Origin of the sequence: Luteibacter sp. 621 (genome assembly GCF_050435445.1) — a bacterium.
Taxonomy (GTDB): domain Bacteria; phylum Pseudomonadota; class Gammaproteobacteria; order Xanthomonadales; family Rhodanobacteraceae; genus Luteibacter.
In genome coordinates this window covers 16668-34145 of the sequence record NZ_JBNDKI010000015.1, presented here as the reverse complement: position 1 = coordinate 34145, position 17478 = coordinate 16668, and the positions used below count along the sequence as shown (strand labels likewise).

Annotated in this window: 12 protein-coding genes and 1 pseudogene; 2 read left to right on the top strand and 11 right to left on the bottom strand. The window is 57.5% G+C overall.

From position 1 onward, the window contains the following. Window positions 1-37: 37 nt before the first annotated feature. The 6 genes from ABIE56_RS15650 to ABIE56_RS15625 form a co-directional block, all read right to left on the bottom strand. Window positions 38-1837: an AIPR family protein gene (locus ABIE56_RS15650; protein ID WP_429244716.1), complete on the bottom strand. Its 1800-nt coding sequence runs from the start codon at window positions 1835-1837 to the stop codon at window positions 38-40. A 3-nt stretch (window positions 1838-1840) separates the two neighbouring features. Beyond that, window positions 1841-2851: a PD-(D/E)XK motif protein gene (locus ABIE56_RS15645; RefSeq protein WP_429244715.1), complete on the bottom strand. Its 1011-nt coding sequence runs from the start codon at window positions 2849-2851 to the stop codon at window positions 1841-1843. Then, on the bottom strand, window positions 2838-5702 hold the full coding sequence (locus tag ABIE56_RS15640) for a Z1 domain-containing protein (protein ID WP_429244714.1): 2865 nt from the start codon (window positions 5700-5702) through the stop codon (window positions 2838-2840). Before ABIE56_RS15640 ends, ABIE56_RS15645 begins: the two co-directional genes overlap by 14 nt. Window positions 5703-5708: 6 nt before the next feature. Next, window positions 5709-7157: an ATP-binding protein gene (locus ABIE56_RS15635; protein WP_429244713.1), complete on the bottom strand. Its 1449-nt coding sequence runs from the start codon at window positions 7155-7157 to the stop codon at window positions 5709-5711. A gap of 32 nt (window positions 7158-7189) precedes the next feature. Further along, entirely contained in the window at window positions 7190-9175 is a 1986-nt protein-coding gene (locus ABIE56_RS15630) for a sigma-70 family RNA polymerase sigma factor (protein WP_429244712.1), read from the bottom strand. Window positions 9176-9294: 119 nt separating this feature from the next. Further along, window positions 9295-10851 carry a DNA cytosine methyltransferase gene (locus ABIE56_RS15625; protein WP_429244711.1) on the bottom strand — a complete coding sequence of 519 codons (1557 nt, stop codon included), beginning with the start codon at window positions 10849-10851 and terminating at the stop codon, window positions 9295-9297. 35 nt (window positions 10852-10886) lie between these two features. Between ABIE56_RS15625 and ABIE56_RS15620 the strand changes: the two genes are divergently transcribed. Then, window positions 10887-11399 carry a very short patch repair endonuclease gene (locus tag ABIE56_RS15620; RefSeq protein ID WP_429244710.1) on the top strand — a complete coding sequence of 171 codons (513 nt, stop codon included), beginning with the start codon at window positions 10887-10889 and terminating at the stop codon, window positions 11397-11399. 136 nt (window positions 11400-11535) lie between these two features. Here the strand turns inward: ABIE56_RS15620 and ABIE56_RS15615 are convergent, their stop codons facing one another. The 4 genes from ABIE56_RS15615 to ABIE56_RS15600 form a co-directional block, all read right to left on the bottom strand. Beyond that, a complete protein-coding gene (locus ABIE56_RS15615) occupies window positions 11536-12606 on the bottom strand; it encodes a DUF262 domain-containing protein (protein ID WP_429244709.1) in 1071 nt (356 codons plus the stop codon). After that, window positions 12603-13193 (bottom strand): hypothetical protein, encoded by a 591-nt coding sequence (locus tag ABIE56_RS15610; RefSeq protein ID WP_429244708.1) that lies wholly within the window; start codon window positions 13191-13193, stop codon window positions 12603-12605. The genes ABIE56_RS15615 and ABIE56_RS15610 overlap by 4 nt, the downstream gene beginning before the upstream one ends. 39 nt (window positions 13194-13232) lie before the next feature. Further along, window positions 13233-13997 (bottom strand): NrdJb, encoded by a 765-nt coding sequence (locus tag ABIE56_RS15605; protein ID WP_429244707.1) that lies wholly within the window; start codon window positions 13995-13997, stop codon window positions 13233-13235. 63 nt (window positions 13998-14060) lie between these two features. Beyond that, window positions 14061-14420, bottom strand: coding sequence for a hypothetical protein (locus tag ABIE56_RS15600; RefSeq protein WP_429244706.1), 360 nt, complete (start codon window positions 14418-14420; stop codon window positions 14061-14063). Between the two features lie 7 nt (window positions 14421-14427). Here ABIE56_RS15600 and ABIE56_RS15595 point away from each other — a divergent pair. Beyond that, window positions 14428-14814 (top strand): annotated as a pseudogene (locus ABIE56_RS15595) (hypothetical protein); the annotation flags it as partial. Between the two features lie 451 nt (window positions 14815-15265). Here ABIE56_RS15595 and ABIE56_RS15590 read toward each other — a convergent pair. Further along, window positions 15266-17410, bottom strand: coding sequence for an adenosylcobalamin-dependent ribonucleoside-diphosphate reductase (locus tag ABIE56_RS15590; RefSeq protein WP_429244705.1), 2145 nt, complete (start codon window positions 17408-17410; stop codon window positions 15266-15268). Window positions 17411-17478: the final 68 nt, after the last annotated feature.

Below are 17478 nucleotides of genomic sequence, written 5' to 3'. Positions count from 1 at the left end.
CCAATGGCAAGCGAGCGGTGACGGCAGATGCAATCTCCTAGCTCGCCCTAATCTCCGGAATGGTTCCATTCACTGGCGACAAAGTCCTGCGCCTTAGAGAGTCCCAGCACTCTGCTCTTTTTGCCCACTCTGAGATCATGCGACCTTGTGCGGTTTGATGTAACGCCTCGTGCGTTTCCTTGCTCCAAACCTGCAGCTGACGACGCAAACTTGGCGAGATGTCCTGCTGATTCCAGACTCGGTCCATGTCGAAGACGTCGCCATACTGCTCCGCCACCGTCGAAATCAAATAGACCACGATGTTCCCTTGAAACGCTGGATACATTGGGCGTACGAGCGCTTGTGTCTTCTTGAAGAGAATCGCCGACGCAATCATTCGCTTGAAGGTGGTCACGTCTAGAACTGGCAGCGTCCCGGCATCCTCTTGGTCACGTATGGAATCCATGAACAGAGAAAAATTCTTCTGACTGCCTTGACTCACCTCATCGGGGCGTCTGTTCCAGGTATTGACGAACTTTGCGAGGTCAGTCTTCGAGATCTTACGCGCTGGGGGGACAACCTTGCTCTTCAAGTCGCGCAGCTTCGCAGGCGTACTACCCTCGCGCGCAAGCATGACGTTGTAGCTCCCTGCGGAACGTTCATAGAACCAACGCCCCACGCCGTCCGGACAATACGTCGATGACGCCATCTTCTCTAGATCAACGTGGAACGGCTTATTCGCAGAGAGATCTGACTGCTTCACGGAGTTCTGACTGTTCGCGTACTTAGAGATATCTGAAATAAGTGCTTCCTCAACGGAAGATTCCTGGTTGTTGAGAATGATGATCTTCGCCGGGACTCGCACCTTTGTCAGGTCGATATCGGGATTCTTCTTCTTTGAAAAGTAGATCGATGCCGTCGTCTGACCTCCGTTCACGATCTGCATGCCGCGTAGCTCGACAATGCCCGGGCTGCCGTCGAGAGCTCGATCTAGGCGAATCTCATCCGCTACAATGACAATACCGTTATTGTACGCCATGAACTTTTCAGGCTCATCGCGGAGCGTATCCCGAATACCCTTATTAACCTTTCCAGTCGCGCTCAGGAACGACCGAACATTTGCTTCTAGTAGCCGAGCGCCGAATGAGTCATAGATAAACCTGAGCGACTCGCCAGGTACCGCAGTCATCGCGTAGCTGTACCCCGTCCCGACACCCGGAACGTAGACGCAAGGAAGAGGCGCACCAGCTATTTGATTGAAGTTAACAATCAGCTCGTCACGCGGCTTGCCGGCAGACCAGTGCCTATACAACCGTTCGATATCCATGACCTCGAGCTTGACAACCTTCCCGCCGACTTCTCGCGACTTGAAATTTTTAGTCTTCGCAATCCGGTCGGTGAGTACGAATATACGAATCTGATCCAGGTTCCTGTAACCGCGCTGGATCAGAAGAGCAAGCTCGTACGCGTCATTTGTTTCATCCATGGTTGACGCAAAGTCGCCCTCGACGCACTTAACGAAGAATCTGTAACAATGTTCCGCCGCAGTCTTCGTCTCCGTGTCGCTGATCGCCGTCAGAGCGTCGGATCCTTCGTAAACGCTAATGAACAGATCGAGCTGGTCAGAATCGTCAGAAACTGCAAACGCACTCATCCTGACATTCGCATTCGCCACCTTCGTAGCGTAATGACACAACTGTGGCTCAAAGGTCATCCCGACCTCCGCCATGTGATTCGTCACAACTTCAGTGAAGACAGATTCTGCATAGGGATAGTTGCTCTCAGACGAGCGGAGTCGCTCGCTTATTTCTGCGTCGACGTCTGCTTTTAGCTGAAGAAGAAAGTCTCCGAGTTCCATTGATCAGATCACTCCCAATTTGCTTAATGCGTGTTCGAGACTTACTTGTTCCACCGGAATAGCCTCGATATCCAAATCATATGACGCTCGCAGAACGGCGCTCGGAACGTTTCCTGGGTAGAGACGGGGAAATTGATCGTTGACTTCGTACAGTCGTGTCTCAAGCGCTGAAAAACGTCGAACATAGCTGGTCGAATGAAGGTCGACGTACCCAAGCCTCAGAAGGCAATTCTCGAAGCGCAACGGTGCATCGACTTCGCCGGCAATAATGTCGCGCACCTCCTGAACCTTCTCGGGAAGCGACTGACCGACGTCCGTCTGACCTAGTTGTACCGCCATCAGGTACAAAGGCCTTACTCCTGAATCATCCAGCTGATCGAGCTCGCCGATTCTGGCGACAAAGCGACCATGCCTAGAACAGGTCTTTACCTCAATTCCACCGGCACCTAGCACAAAGTCATGAATGCCATCTTGCGGCCCCATCCACGCGGCCACGGCTGAGTCTGCGGTTAGACCTCTGTCAATTAGCGCACGAAGAGCGATGAGTTCACCAAAAAGCCCCACCTCTTCCTCGCTCGAAAGAATGACAGGCTGCCCTTTCCTCATGAAATCTTGCCAGGCGCGCATTCGGTTGAGGAACGTGCGCACACGCAAGGTCGAGTCAATGCCTTTGTATTCCAAGACGGCGTTAAGAACGTCGATAGCTACGTTCTCAAACATGTCGAGATCGCCATTGGGCCTTCGACAGAGCGAATACCACGTCTCGCCTACGGCGTTGGGTCCGTCGATGATGGTGAGCAAAAACCCTTGGCCTGTTGGCGGGGCCTCGGCGACCGGTCGAGGGCCGCCACCAAATGCGAATACGATCGCTTCTTCGGCACCCAACCGACCAGCCCTCACGCGCAGCTGCGGATGACTAAGGACATCGATAAGACGATATCCGCCAGCATCATCATTGCCTGCCAAGGCTCGCCATGAATTTCTAAGCTCTGCCAAATAGTCAGGCCGTGGCATAGTCGGTTTCCCACATAACGTTGTTCATCTTGTACTCAACGCGAGCACCACGGCCACTATCAGGAAAGCTGAGCACAAAGCCTGGAATCAGTTCGTCGGCCGGGGAGACGGGTTCGATCGCATAGATAACGATGACGCCGCGTTCCGGCTCTGGCCTTACGCCTGGACTACCCATACCGCGAACGTAGCGAGCAGCGGGTCCGCTGGGAGCATCTACTATGGTGGTGGGCGCGGCGTCTCCATTCTTTCTTGCTTTTTCCTTCGCCCGCCTGGATGTCTCTACCACCGCTGCATCCCACTGCGCCTCAGACATTCCGTAGAGTTCATCCTTCGGATCAAGCAACGTCCCAATAGAGAACCGATCGCCCGCGACCTCACCGTTTCGTGTGACCGGCGAAACGATCACGCCGGGCGCGACTTCACGCGTCGAGCCGCTTCCCTTGCCAGCGATGACAACGGTCCACTTCGTCAGCTCTCCGTGCGACGCCATTAGCTGAACAAATTCAGCCAGCAAGGGTCCATTGACGCGGTAGGCCGCGGGGTGCGTAACAAAGCTCACCAAAAAATCGGTGATCGCGGCGTAGCCAATGCCCTCCCAGATCGTGATAGAAGACTTTGGTTCAGGACGTATGCGATTCCCCGCAGTGGCATCCATGGGCGAAGTCCGCGCGGCTTGAACCAAGCGCGCGACGGCGTCCCAGTTGCGCTGTGTAGCGTAGCTCGCAAGGGACACGGTCTGCACAACTCGGCCGCTGAAAGAAATCTGCAGACTCCTAGCTGAATGCATCTTTACCTGAGAGGTAACGAGAAGGACGTCGTGAGATTGAACCTTAAGTCCGAACTGACGTGGCTTTGCGCCCGTTAGCGCCATTTCGTCGAATTCTTCCCTCAACTCGCTGGCGGCGTCCGCGATGTGCCCGAACCATTCGACGAGCTCGTGCGTTGTGTAGATGCGAGTCAAGTCTAGGTAGTTCGGGCGATACCCGAACCACCGACCCATCTGCATCAGTGTGTCATACATTTTTGAGGCGCGAAGGAAGTAGCTTGTTGTCAGCCCCTCCAACGTGAGGCCCCGAGCAAGCTTGTCGCCACCAACAGCGATCACTCGCAATCCCTTAGCTCCACCTTCGACGTAGTCCAGGGCGTCTTTCGCCTTGCCATTGATCATCTTCACATCAATGTCTGCGATGGAAACGACCAATTCCGCCAACACCGACTCCCACGACGGGAGCACGCACTCCTCGCCGTCAATGACTCCCTGGAAGGCGCGCTCGTTTGCTACGAAATCGGCATCCCATAGTGTACGAAGGCGGCGAGTAGTGGCTTCGTCCGCTAGACCGCGGGCCAACCTCTGCCTAGTCCTTCTCACGTGCGTTTCGATGTCTGTATACAGATGGTTCTGCACCATCGTATATCGCGTAACGTGCACGAGCATTGAAGCGTGCTTTGCGCGCTGTCCGCGAATATTTCGGATCGCACAAGCAATTAGAAAGGAGTCAATTGCCTCGACCAATGACTTGGGAAGATTGCCATCCTCTTCGATGAATGGAACGTGCGAAGCGTCGTGCCGAGGCGGCATCCATCCACCTCGTCCATCATCGGAGCAATAGTCGTCCACCGTCCTCACGACGGGCAGGCCGGCGCGACCTTCGACAGCACCCTTACCTGAGAAGATTCGGGACGGCCCTACGTAGTTGGAGGGAGCTGACAAGCTGTGGATGAACGCAGAAGGGAACAGGTCGGCGCCTTCCTGACGAGTCGATCCTCGCTCGTGAATGAAGATATTTGCAAAGGGCGTCGCGGTATATCCAACGTATGCTGACCTAGTAAACGAGTTAAGAATGCGCCGTATCAGTTTATTGATGGTGGTTGGAGAGTGCTCTTCATCGGGCTTTCCATCGACAAAGAGCTGCTCCTTCGTATCAACGGAACCGTTGTCGGCCTCATCGTCGATGATAAGTAGCGGGAGCTGCGTTACACGCTTCCGCACTAGGGGAAGGTCTCGTGGGTCTCCGGCCTCGCCATCGCCGAGGTCAACTGGCAGATCAGCGACTCGCGTCTGAATCCACCTGAGCAAGTCGCTCAGCACAGTCTTATTCTTCTTTACGACAAAAAGCCACGGCCGAGCCTCTGGGGCGATAGCGAGCCGTCGCGCGACGACTTTCGAAAAGTCGCCCGAATCGGCCCGGGTCGTCGCACAATTTGGCGCAATAGAAGAATCAGAATCGATGAGACCTACGCCAATCGGCTTTGGCAAGTCCTGACGCGTGTCGGTCTGGTACCCGAGGAAGCCTTCCTCGAGCCGGAGCTGCGTCTGAGATCTGAGGTTGTTGTGGAGTCCCGAGAGGACGATGATGATCTTATAGTTTGCGTCGGCAGCCTTATTAATCAGCCCCGTGAAGTTGCCTGTCTTTCCAGACTGGACGTGCCCCACTACTAGGCCGCGACGAGACCATGAACCCGCTCGATTGGGATCTTCGAGCCGCTTCAAAATATCATTGGTCGAACGATCTAAGCCGTCCACTACATCCCACGGAAGGGATCGTTCGAGCCACTCCCTGTACCTTTGCCAGTATTTCCATCCTTGCTGCCGCGCACCGTCGAGCCAATTTTCATGGTCGTCATCGTCGTGGAGCGAGGTGTCGCGCTCAAGGCGAACGCTGAAGCGACGGATGAGCTCGTCAAGTACAGCTTGTACATTCAGGCCATCACGCCAGCGCGGATTCATACGAAGGACCGCGTCGACCTTCTCTGCGAGGAGGGCCGGCGTGATGGAGGTCGCCGCATCGTCGTCGGCGACGAGCTCCTGGACCACCTTGATAACTTTGATTTGTCTCAGATCTTCGGACACAGAGAATCACTCCTTGATGAGCTCGTCTGGGAGGCCGTCGACGAGGTCCGGAAAGTTGTTGAATGGTTCGGTTTGCGAAAGCCTGAGCTTCGCTTCGGATGGTGAATAGTTCTTTCGCAGGACATAGTTTCTGAACAAAGAACGCAAAACTGGAAGAACGTCTTCATTCGCCCCAGAGAACCCGACTCGGGGCGTCTCTTTCGCCTCCGCCGTATCGAGCCAAATGCGTTGAACAGGAATAGTCTCCTCGAGTAAGCGGAGCATCCCGGCAATCGCCGCGTCGGACCGATCACCCTCTGACAGAACGAGCGCGACCGCGGGATGAGTTCGATCGACTCGATACCTTGTACCCCCAGCAAACTGCTCCGTCCGCCAGGCTTCCTGCACTAACTGACCCGGTGCGCGTGGTGCCGGCCTACCCCGATGTGCAAAAACCTTACGGGCCCGGGACCGAACGTCGTCCGCGAGTCGGACGATGCCCGCTCGAAGACTCGCCGGTGGCGACGCGACCGATTTCCGAATATCGATCTTCCAAGAAGCATCATCGTCGTTCGATATATCGATCCGAATGCGCGCGAGTCTGTGGGCTTCGTCTTTCGTCCACGCCCGACCCTTCCCAAGCCCGAGCCAGCCTCCTGCCACGAGCAGTCTCTCGTTTCTATAGACGTAGAAGCCTTGCTGGCCCGCCCATCCGCGGGTTCCGGCACCCATCTCGGCCTCTTTCGCCGAAAGCCTGTCCTTATGAGGCAGAACGTGCCCTCGCAGCGTCACTCGCCCTCCGCCCCCCGCGAGCACCACCTCCGGAGAACTCCATGTCGCGGAGTTTGAAGTCATGAACGGATCCCAAGTATTCACTGGATGTCCATTTATACGGATCTGAATTCGTCGGGCCGCGAGATATCGGTGGAACACCATCCCGAGGTGGTGTTCCACAACGTCAATTACGTCAAGCAACTCCTGCTCGCCGGAGTCACTAGGCAGAAGCCGGTCCAAGTTCTCCCAAACAACTAGTGTCCCGCACACAGCATTCATCAGAGGCTGAAGGAGGGCCTCAGAGCCAGGCGAGAACCCCTCGAACAAGCGCCATGCCGATTGGCTTGGGTCCGTCAACAAGTCGAGATCCCACCGAAGAATCGACGTGGTCCCCGCCTTCTTACTGGCCACCGTAAGGCGACGGCACTGCGAGAAGGAGGCTGTCTTCAGCCCCAAGCCGAACCTTCCGAGATCCGACGCCTTCCGCGTTTCAGATGGACTCCGATCTCCTAGACGCATTGCGAGCTCGAGCTCCGAATCCGACATGCCTACGCCATCATCGAGAATCGATACCGAGGAACGTGCTCCGTCGAATGCGAATAGGACATCGACCGCCTTAGCGCTAGCCGCGATACTGTTATCGATAATGTCCGCTATGGCTGAGGCGGCCGTGTATCCCAAGCCTCGAAGTGACTCAAGCATGGCCGACGGTCGGGGCGGTACGTCTCGGAAGGTCATACGGCCTCCGCCTCGAGGGTATCGTCGACTACGCCTAAATCTCCAAGGGCGAGGACGTCTCGAAACCTTCCCAGTCGGCTCGGGTGACGAAGCTTTCTTAGCGCTTTTGCTTCGATCTGTCGGATTCGTTCCCGTGTAACACCGTACTCTTTACCAACCTCTTCCAAGGTCATGCTGTCCTCCGTGCCGATCCCGAATCGCAGACGAATGACCCGCGCCTCTCTCGCGGTGAGCTCTGAAAGGATCTGCCCAACAACGTTCGATACTTGGCCGTCCAAAGCAACGTCGTCGGGTTGCGCGTCGGACGACGGGACAGACAAGTAGCGGCGAAGGACCGAGTCGCACTCATCCACTAGCTCGACGTCCTGGTTTGCAAGTAGCGCCTTACGAACGGATGCGGCTGAAATGGTTAGCTCCTGTGCCAAACGAGCTACTAGACCATCTCGCTCTTCGGCGTCGGTCATCCGCCGCCTGATGCCCGCGATTTTTGTCAGTAGCTCGTGCATGTGGACAGGGACTCGAATCGTTCGGGCTCGATCCCCAATCGCACGGGTCATTGCTTGTCTAATCCACCAAGTCGCGAACGTCGAGAACTTAAATCCCAGATTGTGATCGAAACGAACTGCCGCTCGCATGAGACCAATGCAACCTTCTTGGAAGAGATCGCTATAGTCCAGGCCTAAATTTTGATATCGCTTCACTACCCTATGAACGAGACCGATATTGGACGAAACAAACCGTTCGAAGAGATCACTCAATTCTTCTTTCGCTGCCATGAAGTCTGAGAACTGATGACTCGAGAGACCAAACGCCAGGGCACGAAGGAGAGAGGGATCGTATAGGAACCGCTGACTGTCATCTTCAGATGACGGCGGCCTAACCTCTGATTCCTCAATAGGCAATGCATCGACTTCCTCTTGGTCCGACGCGTCGTCTTCTTCGAATTCAGTTTCCTGTGAATTGCTACTGATGGCGGCCGAACGCAGGTTCTCGGCCTTCTCCCGCAGAACCTGATCAGCACCAATTAGTAACTCGATCTTTTGAACGAGCGCGTCTCGCCGTGAGCCAAATTCGAACTCGGCAGTGCGATCCAATGCCGGGGAGCGGCGCGCATTACGGGAGAACGTCGCCATTGGATCATTGCGCCACGATGCGAGATCTCCCAGGAATCGCATCAGGTCATTGACTTGCTCGTGATTGGCTCCCTCCTGGCCGTCGCTAGGCCAATGGTCCTCCGGCCACCCGGCTGGCAAGTCGTTATGAACAGACACACCTACATCCGACAGAGCCAAAGCAAGATGCCGGCAGAACTCCTCTGGCCGCTCATTTCTCACAGTACCCGCGAGCTTTTCCAATTCAGCGATTGAAATGAAACCGCTATCAAGTGCGCCTGAAAGCGTCGCTGATACTCGAGCAACGGATTCGGGATCCAGGCGCGCAAAGCTCGAACGACGAGATACTGGCTCCGGCAACGCGATATCAACGTCAGACCAATCGACGCCGGCGCCGAAATCCGGCACAAATTCCTGAATGATTTCTAGGGCGCCACGAAGCTCTAGCGTGACCTCGTCGGTCCTTTCACGAGTGACGAGAGGCACGACCTCCGGCTCGGACTCCCAGCCACCGGCGCCAAAGAGGTCCGCTACAGGTTCGTCGATCGACGCCTGCTGCGGTCCCTCGCTCGGGACCGGACTGGTCGCACGCCACCGCTGAAGGACTTCGATAACGGTCCGATGACCCAACTGTTGGGCCATGTCGAATGCGGTTCGGCCCGACTCATCTACCTCTTCGGCTCCTGCGCCGTGGCGGAGGAGCACCTCACACACGGCATCGTGCCCTTTGTTAGCGGCAATCATGAGTGCGGTTCGACCCCGTGAGTCCCGTCCGTTGGGGTCGGCACCGCGCTCGACCTGGGCGGCGGCGCTGATTGCATCGCCCCACGTCACTGCCATCTTCAAGAGCGCACTAATCGCAGATGCCATCAGGCGCGCCTCAAGCGTGCCGGACGAGCGGCTGCTCGTCATCTGATGTGAAAATGTAGCCTATGCGGTCCATTCGCTTCCCCCTTTCCTAATTCCCTATTCTATCGGCCGATTGCCCATTATCTTTTGCCCCCCAAAATGGACCATACAACCCGGGCAATATCGACCGCGATCATGGGAGGGACAGCGTTGCCGACCTGGACGAACTGCTGCGTTCGGTTACCCGTGAATACGTAATCGTCCGGGAACGACTGTAACCGAGCGGCTTCTCGTACCGAGATACTCCGGCACTGCCCTACATCCCAGTGGATGAAGGCATGCCCATCCTTCGAAAGGTGACTTGTCACCGTATTTGATGGGCGCCTTTTGAGTTGGACCCGGAATCGGTCGGCAAATGCACCTGACAACCAGTTCGCGTGGTCGGGCGCCAGAGCGGCAGGGAACTCTACATTCTTAGGTGAGCGACGTGCTTTTGCCGAAAATGCGGCTGCAAACATATATCGGCCGAGATCGCCGGCCATATGACTCCGAGCGCTGTGGCTCGTAATCACGTCGGTCCCCCCCTGTGCTGACCTCGCAAAGGCGGATTTGGCAGACGCATACTGCACCGACTCTCGTGGGAGGTTGGGGCTAAACGATACGCGCGACAGGAGGTCCGCAACCTCAGGGAGATCACGCCTGATCTTAGGGATGATCAGCTTTCTCTGGACCTCAAGGACGGAGGACCATTCGTCGCCGCCCCCCGGCCCTCGGCTCACGGCGCTTCGGAGTCGAGGCAGCCCCGAGAGGGCGTCCTCGATTGGGACCGTATCCCGAAGAGGGAGGCCAGGCACGGTCAGCGCGGCACTGGCGATATCGGCCCGCACGCCCATTATGATCACGCGGTGGCGCGCCTGTGGTATCCCATGATCTTCGCAGCGAATGATAAAGCCTGACGGATCGTGCGCTATTTGTTCGGGGTCCCGATGAGCGCCTGCTTCAGTGTGAATCGGTAGCAGGACATATTCGTCCTCGCCAATTCTCCTCCGCTCACCCACAGTTGCGCCAGGATTAGCAAGGTCACGTCGGATCTGATCAAACATCAGATTGCCCCCGACTGACGACGTCAGGATGCCCTTTACGTTCTCCATGATGAAAACGGCGGGTCGGAAGCGCGCGAGTATCTTCAGGTACTCGAGGTATAAGAAATGCTTCTTATCCCCCAACGTGCTGAATCCTGGGACGTTCCGCTGCCGAGCACGACCGACAAGAGAATAGGCCTGGCACGGCGGCCCCCCGATAAGGATTAGTTCATCGAACTTGCGTCGCGCCTTCTCAATTTTCGAGTAGAGAAGTTCGTCGTGCTCCGGCACGCCGAGTGTCAAGTTCAAGGCTTCCGCATCGGCCTCCGCCCAAAGTGACGCGTGCCCGTCAGTTGAAAAGACGCCATCAGCCAGGACCGTTTGAGCGCTTGCGATAGACTCCATGAAACGCCTGTAGGCTAACGGATGCCGCCCATCGCGTTCACGAAGTAGGCGCACAAAGGAGCGTAATCGAAGGGTAGCGTGAGCAGTCCTCTCCATTTCCGCCGACACGGCGATCTTAAACGGGCGCATCTTGTTACTGGCTACAAAGCTGCTAAAGCCTTCACCAAGACCACCGGGGCCGGCAAATACGTCAATAATGCCTATGGTCATGCCACCGGGCGTCCTATCAGAAACATGGGGAAATTATGATCGACGTTATGACGCCCCGCCAGCGGTCCGCCGCTATGTCGAAGATCAAAGGCAAGGACACGGCACCGGAACTCTGGCTTCGTCGCTTCTTGTGGTCCCGTGGCTTCCGCTACCGCCTTCACGTCAAAGGCCTGCCAGGTTCCCCGGATATCGTTATGGCGAAGTGGGGTGCTGCTATTTTTGTCCACGGCTGCTTCTGGCATCACCACGATGGCTGCGCACTATTCAAACTCCCTAAGACGAACACCGACTTCTGGAGGGAAAAGCTAACGGCTAACGCTCAGCGAGATTTCCGCTCCGTTAAGGACTTGGCGGGCAGGGGTTGGCGAATTCTAGTGGTGTGGGAGTGCGCTATCCGCTTCGATACCGCTCAAACAGAAACCGAAGTCCTTTCTTGGATTACCGAGCACACACCAAGCGCTAATATTACGCGACAACGCGACCAAATCGTCATCGAACCGATCCCGCCTCATGACGGGCGACTAGAGAATCCAACCAACCCAGTTTAGGTCGAATGCATCTCGGATCATGAGACCGAATCCCCAAGGCGCTTCTTGGTCGGCGTCGCGCATTCGCCAAGCAGCCTTGGGCCACGATATGGGCGCCGCTTCGGCGCCTCATGAAACCAACGGCGGCTAGCGACGCCTAACCGCGGCGATCGGTGATTAGCGCCCACACGAATGCATGCCTCAGTTCGCGCTGCTTCGTATTGTTCACAGCTTCTGCAGCTGCGAAACGGTATTCGGCAGGTACATCCAACGCAAACGCTCGAAGCCTTTGAGAAAGTTTATCGACTTCGATCTCGACGCCGCCGCGTATTGCATAGGCGAGCCCTGTTACCAGCGTGAAGAAATTTGCTTTATTGCTCCAGTAGTCACCTGGCGCAATCTGCAGGCCTCGCCACAACTGAGCGACGCGACCGAAGACGGCCACGATCTCTTCCTTCTCTGGAAACTCATCCGCGTACTCGTCCAGAAATTCGCGACTGCGCTCATTCCGATTGAAAAAACCGTTGAGATACGTACTCATTAGATTCAATACGTACATGATGTGTACCTTTCGCGACAGCTCATGCGAACGAAAAACACCAGCATCTTGTAGCAGTGCAGAAAAGTCCTTCGCTGGATTCGCAGCAGCCCAAGCAAAGAAGGCCGGGTCAATCTTTGGATCTACTCGGAACCTGGTCTCTTCATCCGGATCGTCATTCGCCAGCTCGTCTGCAAGGTGGCTCGCCACGAGCATGAACTCAGACGGTGCATATTGAGAGGCAAGCTTCTCAATAGAAGTGAGGGAGTTTGCTGTCCGATTCAGACGTTGAAAAATTTCTTTCACCATCGGATCGTTGTTATCGACATCAAGCTCAATCGTTGCGAGCTCATACTTCAAGAATGCGGATTTCTCGTCCCCAGTGAGCTCTTGGTAAGATCGCCCATCGACCTTGAAAGCACCCTCGATAAAACCTGAAATTGCATTGAGTCGCTGCTGACCATCGACGACGCAAGACGTTGTCTGCATCTGCTCGACGTCGATAGTCCCCTTCGACACGAAGATCTGGGGACAAGGCAGCCCCATCAGGAGAGTCTTGATGAAGTCTTGTTTATGCGCCTCTCGCCAAACCAACTCGCGCTGAAAATACGCGTCCAGGATTAGTCGACCGGCTTTAACTTCGTTAATTACGGTAATGAGGTCGCGGGAGCGCACATGGTAATTAATCATAAGAAGTCCTTTTCATCAATGAAGTGCTGCAACGCACCCATCTGCTTCATGGCAAAGAGTGAATCGGAGAGGTACACGGCAGCAGTTATTCGCTTGAAGCGCGCAGCATGCTTCCTGCTCAAATGAGAGAAGAATCGCGACCAAGATGCCTGAATAGGCATGACCGGCATAAGGTCGGGTCGAAGCATACCCTTCGACAAGTACGCCTTGAAGTTATCGTAAGTTGCTCGACCGTCAGGCGACCGACGAAACGATGTTCGATCACTATAGTTTTTTGTGTGTAGGACGACCGCTTCGACATACCGCTGAAAGCAGTGCGGATCAACCACTGCCACATCCAGGTCAGAAACGCCATGCGCGAAAGGCGTCTTCTTTGTCGGGCTAAATCCGAGTTTCGCTGAGCCGCAGATATGAATGCTTCGCACGCTTACTTGGAAAAATCTGGCGATCTCCTGAAAGAGGGCAAACGACTCCTCCTCCCACCCTGAAAAACCATGAGTCGGCGCTAACAAAAATAGCTCCGACGACACGTCGAGGAGCGAACGCTTAGCAATCGCCGCTCTGCGAATGACCCCAACATAATCCATGCCCCCTCCTTGGATGCTTGCGCGGCTACAAGCCTACAATCACCCGCACTTCGAATACCCACAATTCAAACAAGTCTGGCACCCATCCATCAGCACCAACGCCTGGGTATTGCACTTGGCGCACAGGGTGGCACCAGCCGGGAAGCCAGCGGCATTGGTGTGGGCATCGGCGGAAGAGCTCGCGGTCACGTCCGCTCCTACAGAAGCAGCAGGCGCAGCAGCCTTGGGCGCCGCAGCCTTCTCATAAGCCGCCCGCTTCTCAGCGATAAGGCGCTTGGTTGCCTCATCCATCTCCGGGTCATGAATGAGCCCAATGGACTTCATATGCTGCTCAATCACAGCACCAATCTCGGCCACGATGCTGGGCATATAGACGCCACCAGCCTTGAAGTAACCGCCGCGCGGGTCGAAGACAGCCTTTAGCTCTTCGACGATAAACGTCACGTCGCCACCCTTGCGGAAGACGGCGGACAGGATTCGGGTGAGCGCCACGATCCACTGGAAGTGGTCCATGTTCTTCGAGTTGATGAAGAGCTCGAAGGGGCGGCGCTGCTCATGCGGAGTGCCCGCGTTGAGCACGATATCGTTGATGGTCACGTACAGCGCGTGCTCGAAGAGCGGCGACTTGATCTTGTACGTGTTGCCCACCAGGGTTTCCGGACGCTCGAGGCTCTCGTGCATCTGGATGACTTCGGCGACGGGTGCGACCTCTTTGACCGGCGCGGGAGCGGCGGCTGCGGTGGTCTTGTCCTCGGGCTTAACAACGTTATAGCCCTTGATCTTTTTTTCGATCTTGATCGCCATGGTCTCTATCTCTTACAGGTGGATATCCGGCCCGGCGCGTACGCCGGGCCGGATGGGTACTACTTACTTACGACGGCCACGGCCGGCGGTCTTGCGCGCCGACGTACGGCCGGTCTTGCTGGCAGTGGACCTCTTGGTCGCCTTGGCGACGACCTTTTTCGGAGCAGCGGCCTTTCGGACCGTCTTTTTCGGAGCCGTGCGCGCGGTGACCTTGCGGGTGACCTTGGCAACGGCCTTCTTTACCGCCTTGCGGGCGGTGGAAGCCTTTTTCGCGACGCGAGCGACGGCCTTCTTGGCGGCCTTCTTCGCGGTGGTGGCCTTGCGAGCCACCTGCTTGACGACGGCCTTACCCTTGCGGGCGACAGCCTTCTTCACGCTGACCTTCTTCGCCGGCGCCTTCTTGGCGGCGGCCTTGCGGGCCACCTTCTTGATGGCGACCTTCTTAGCCGGGGCCTTCTTGGCAGCCGACTTCTTGGCGACAGCCTTCTTCGGGGCGGCCTTCTTGACCGCTGCCTTCTTCGGCGCAGCCTTCTTCACCGCGACCTTCTTGGCAGCTGCCTTCTTCGGGGCGGCCTTCTTCACGGCTGCCTTCTTGGCGGCGACCTTTTTGGTGGCTGCCTTCTTAACAGCTGCCTTCTTGGCCGGGGCCTTCTTGGCAGTCGCCTTCTTGGCGGCGGCCTTCTTTACAGCCTTCTTAGCCGTTGCCTTTTTGGCTGCGGCCTTCTTGGCCGGGGCTGCCGGTTCGGCGGCGGCCTTCTTAGCCGGGGCCTTGGAGGCTGCCTTCTTCGGGGCGGCCTTCTTTGCCTTGGGCTTCTTCGCCACGACCGGTTCGGACGGAGCGGCTGCTTCGTCGGCCTGGTGGGCGGCGATTTCGTCGCCGGCGATGTCGGCCTGGCTTACCAGCGGCTTCGGGGCCTTGGGCTTGCGCGGGGCCTTGGGCTTTTCAGCCTTGGGTGCCGGGGCGTCGAGCTCGGCGATGTAATCCGGTTCGCTGGACGACACGGCGTCGGTGGCTTCGGTGGTCGGGGCCGGGGTCGGCTCGATCACTTTCTTGGCAACCGGCTTCTTCTTCACCACCTTCTTGGCAACCACCGGCGGGTGCTCGGGGTTGGCCGATTCGGTGACCGAACCGGAGACTTCATTCGCCTCGGTGGTGTCGGTCGACTCGGTCGTTTCCGTGGTGTCGGTGGTATCGCTCACCGGCAATTCCGCCGCCTCGTCGATCTGGTTTTCGTCGTTCGTCATAACTTTGTTCCCTCTCCGCGGGGTCAGAACTTGCCGTAGTAACCTTCTTTCAGGGCATCAAAGAGGTTGGCGGCGGTGTGCATTTCACCGTCATATTCCACCTCATCGTTACCCTTCAGTTCGACAACGCTACCGTCTTCCAATTCGAAGCGGTAGAGGGTGTTCTCAAGATCGGTTTCTTTGACAAGCACGCCCTGGAACGCGGCGGGGTTGAAACGGAACGTGGTGCAGCCCTTCAAGCCCTGCTTATAGGCGTAGGTATAGATGTCCTTGAAGTCCTCGTACGGGTAATCCGTGGGGACGTTCGCGGTCTTGGAAATGGAGCTATCGATCCACTTCTGCGAGGCCGCCTGGATATCCACGTGCTCCTTGGGGCTGATGTCGTCGGCCGAGACGAAGTATTCCGGCAGGCGGGTCTTCGGGTCTTCGGAGTACGGCATGGCATCACCGTTGATCAGGGCGCGGTAGGCCAGCAGCTCGTAGCTGAACACCTCGACCTTTTCCTTCGACTTCTTGCCCTCGCGGATCACGTTGCGCGAGTAGTGGTGGGCGAAGCTGGGCTCGATGCCGTTGGAGGCATTGTTGGCCAGGCTAAGCGAGATGGTGCCGGTGGGGGCAATGGACGAGTGGTGGGTGAAGCGCGCACCCACTTCGGCCAGCTCGGCCACCAGGTTCGGCGCCACGGAGGCCACGCGCTGCATGTAGCGCGAGTACTTGGCGTGCAGCACGGAACCCTTGATCTGCTGGCCGACCTTCCAGCCGTCCGCGACCATTTCCGGGCGCTTGCGCAGCATGTCGCCGGTGACGTCGAAGGTCTGGGCGAGCACCGGGGCCGGGCCCTTTTCCTTCGCCAGGTCGAGCGCAACTTCCCAGCCGGCCACGGCCATCTCGCGGCTCACGTCTTCGGTGAAGCCCACGGATTCGGCCGAACCGTAGCTCATCTTCAGCATGGCCAGCGTGGAGCCCAGGCCCAGGAAGCCCATGCCGTGGCGGCGCTTGGAGAGGATCTCGTGCTGCTGCTGCGGCAGCGGCAGGCCGTTGATTTCCACCACGTTATCGAGCATGCGGGTGAACACGCGGACGACCTCGCGGTATTCATCCCAATCGAAACGGGCCTTGGGGCCAAACGGATCGCGCACGAACACGGTGAGGTTTACCGAGCCCAGCAGGCACGAGCCGTACGGCGGCAGCGGCTGCTCGCCGCAGGGGTTGGTGGCGCGGATGTGCTCGCACCACCAGTTGTTGTTCATCTCGTTGACGCGATCGATCAGGATGAAGCCCGGCTCGGCGTAGTCATACGTCGAGACCATGATCATGTCCCACAGATGGCGGGCGCGGATGTGGCCGTAGATCTTGCAGGCCACCAGGCCGTCATCGCGGGTGACGTAGTTTTCCTTGGTGGGCCACTCGCGCCACACGACCTTGGAGGCGTCGGTGAGGTCGATCTCGCCCTGCTCCTTCACGTGCACCGGGAACACGGTGGGCCAATCCTGATCGTGCTCCACGGCTTCCATGAAGCCATCGGTGATCAGCAGCGACAGGTTGAACTGGCGCAGGCGGCCATCCTCGCGCTTGGCGCGGATGAATTCCTTGGCATCGGGGTGGCTGATATCGAAGGTGCCCATCTGCGCACCGCGGCGGCCGCCGGCGGAGGAGACGGTGAAGCACATCTTGTCGTAGATATCCATGAACGACAGCGGGCCCGAGGTATGGGCGCCCGCACCGCTCACGTACGCGCCGCGCGGGCGCAGCGTGCTGAATTCGTAACCGATGCCGCAGCCTGCCTTCAGGGTCAGGCCGGCCTCGTGCACCTTCTCCAGGATGTCATCCATGGAATCGTGGATGGTGCCCGAGACGGTGCAGTTGATGGTGGAGGTGGCGGGCTTGTGCTCCAGCGCGCCGGCGTTGGAGGTGATGCGGCCGGCCGGGATGGCACCGCGGCGCAGGGCCCACAGGAACCGTTCGTTCCAGTGCGCGCGCAGCTCTTCGGTGGCTTCCACATCAGACAGGGCGCGGGCGACGCGCTGGTAGGTGCCATCGACCGAATCATCGACCGGCACACCGTTCTTCGCCTTCAGGCGGTACTTCTTGTCCCAGATATCGTAAGAGGCGGGCTGCAGCGGAATGGCCGATTCAAGGCCGAGGGCCTGGGCGCGTGCGGTGCTCATTGTGTGTGTCGTCCTCAAGTACTCGGCCTGTGTCGGCCGTTCTTATTGGTATGCGTAGGCGCAACCTG

What these genes read in the sequence shown, in the direction of transcription:
- ABIE56_RS15650 (WP_429244716.1), bottom strand. Translation starts at nt 1,837, where the DNA reads ATGGAACTCGGAGACTTTCTTCTTCAGCTAAAAGCAGACGTCGACGCA.
- ABIE56_RS15645 (WP_429244715.1), bottom strand. Translation starts at nt 2,851, where the DNA reads ATGCCACGGCCTGACTATTTGGCAGAGCTTAGAAATTCATGGCGAGCC.
- ABIE56_RS15635 (WP_429244713.1), bottom strand. Translation starts at nt 7,157, where the DNA reads ATGCTTGAGTCACTTCGAGGCTTGGGATACACGGCCGCCTCAGCCATA.
- ABIE56_RS15630 (WP_429244712.1), bottom strand. Translation starts at nt 9,175, where the DNA reads ATGGCATCTGCGATTAGTGCGCTCTTGAAGATGGCAGTGACGTGGGGC.
- ABIE56_RS15625 (WP_429244711.1), bottom strand. Translation starts at nt 10,851, where the DNA reads ATGACCATAGGCATTATTGACGTATTTGCCGGCCCCGGTGGTCTTGGT.
- ABIE56_RS15620 (WP_429244710.1), top strand. Translation starts at nt 10,887, where the DNA reads ATGATCGACGTTATGACGCCCCGCCAGCGGTCCGCCGCTATGTCGAAG.
- ABIE56_RS15615 (WP_429244709.1), bottom strand. Translation starts at nt 12,606, where the DNA reads ATGATTAATTACCATGTGCGCTCCCGCGACCTCATTACCGTAATTAAC.
- ABIE56_RS15610 (WP_429244708.1), bottom strand. Translation starts at nt 13,193, where the DNA reads ATGGATTATGTTGGGGTCATTCGCAGAGCGGCGATTGCTAAGCGTTCG.
- ABIE56_RS15605 (WP_429244707.1), bottom strand. Translation starts at nt 13,997, where the DNA reads ATGGCGATCAAGATCGAAAAAAAGATCAAGGGCTATAACGTTGTTAAG.
- ABIE56_RS15590 (WP_429244705.1), bottom strand. Translation starts at nt 17,410, where the DNA reads ATGAGCACCGCACGCGCCCAGGCCCTCGGCCTTGAATCGGCCATTCCG.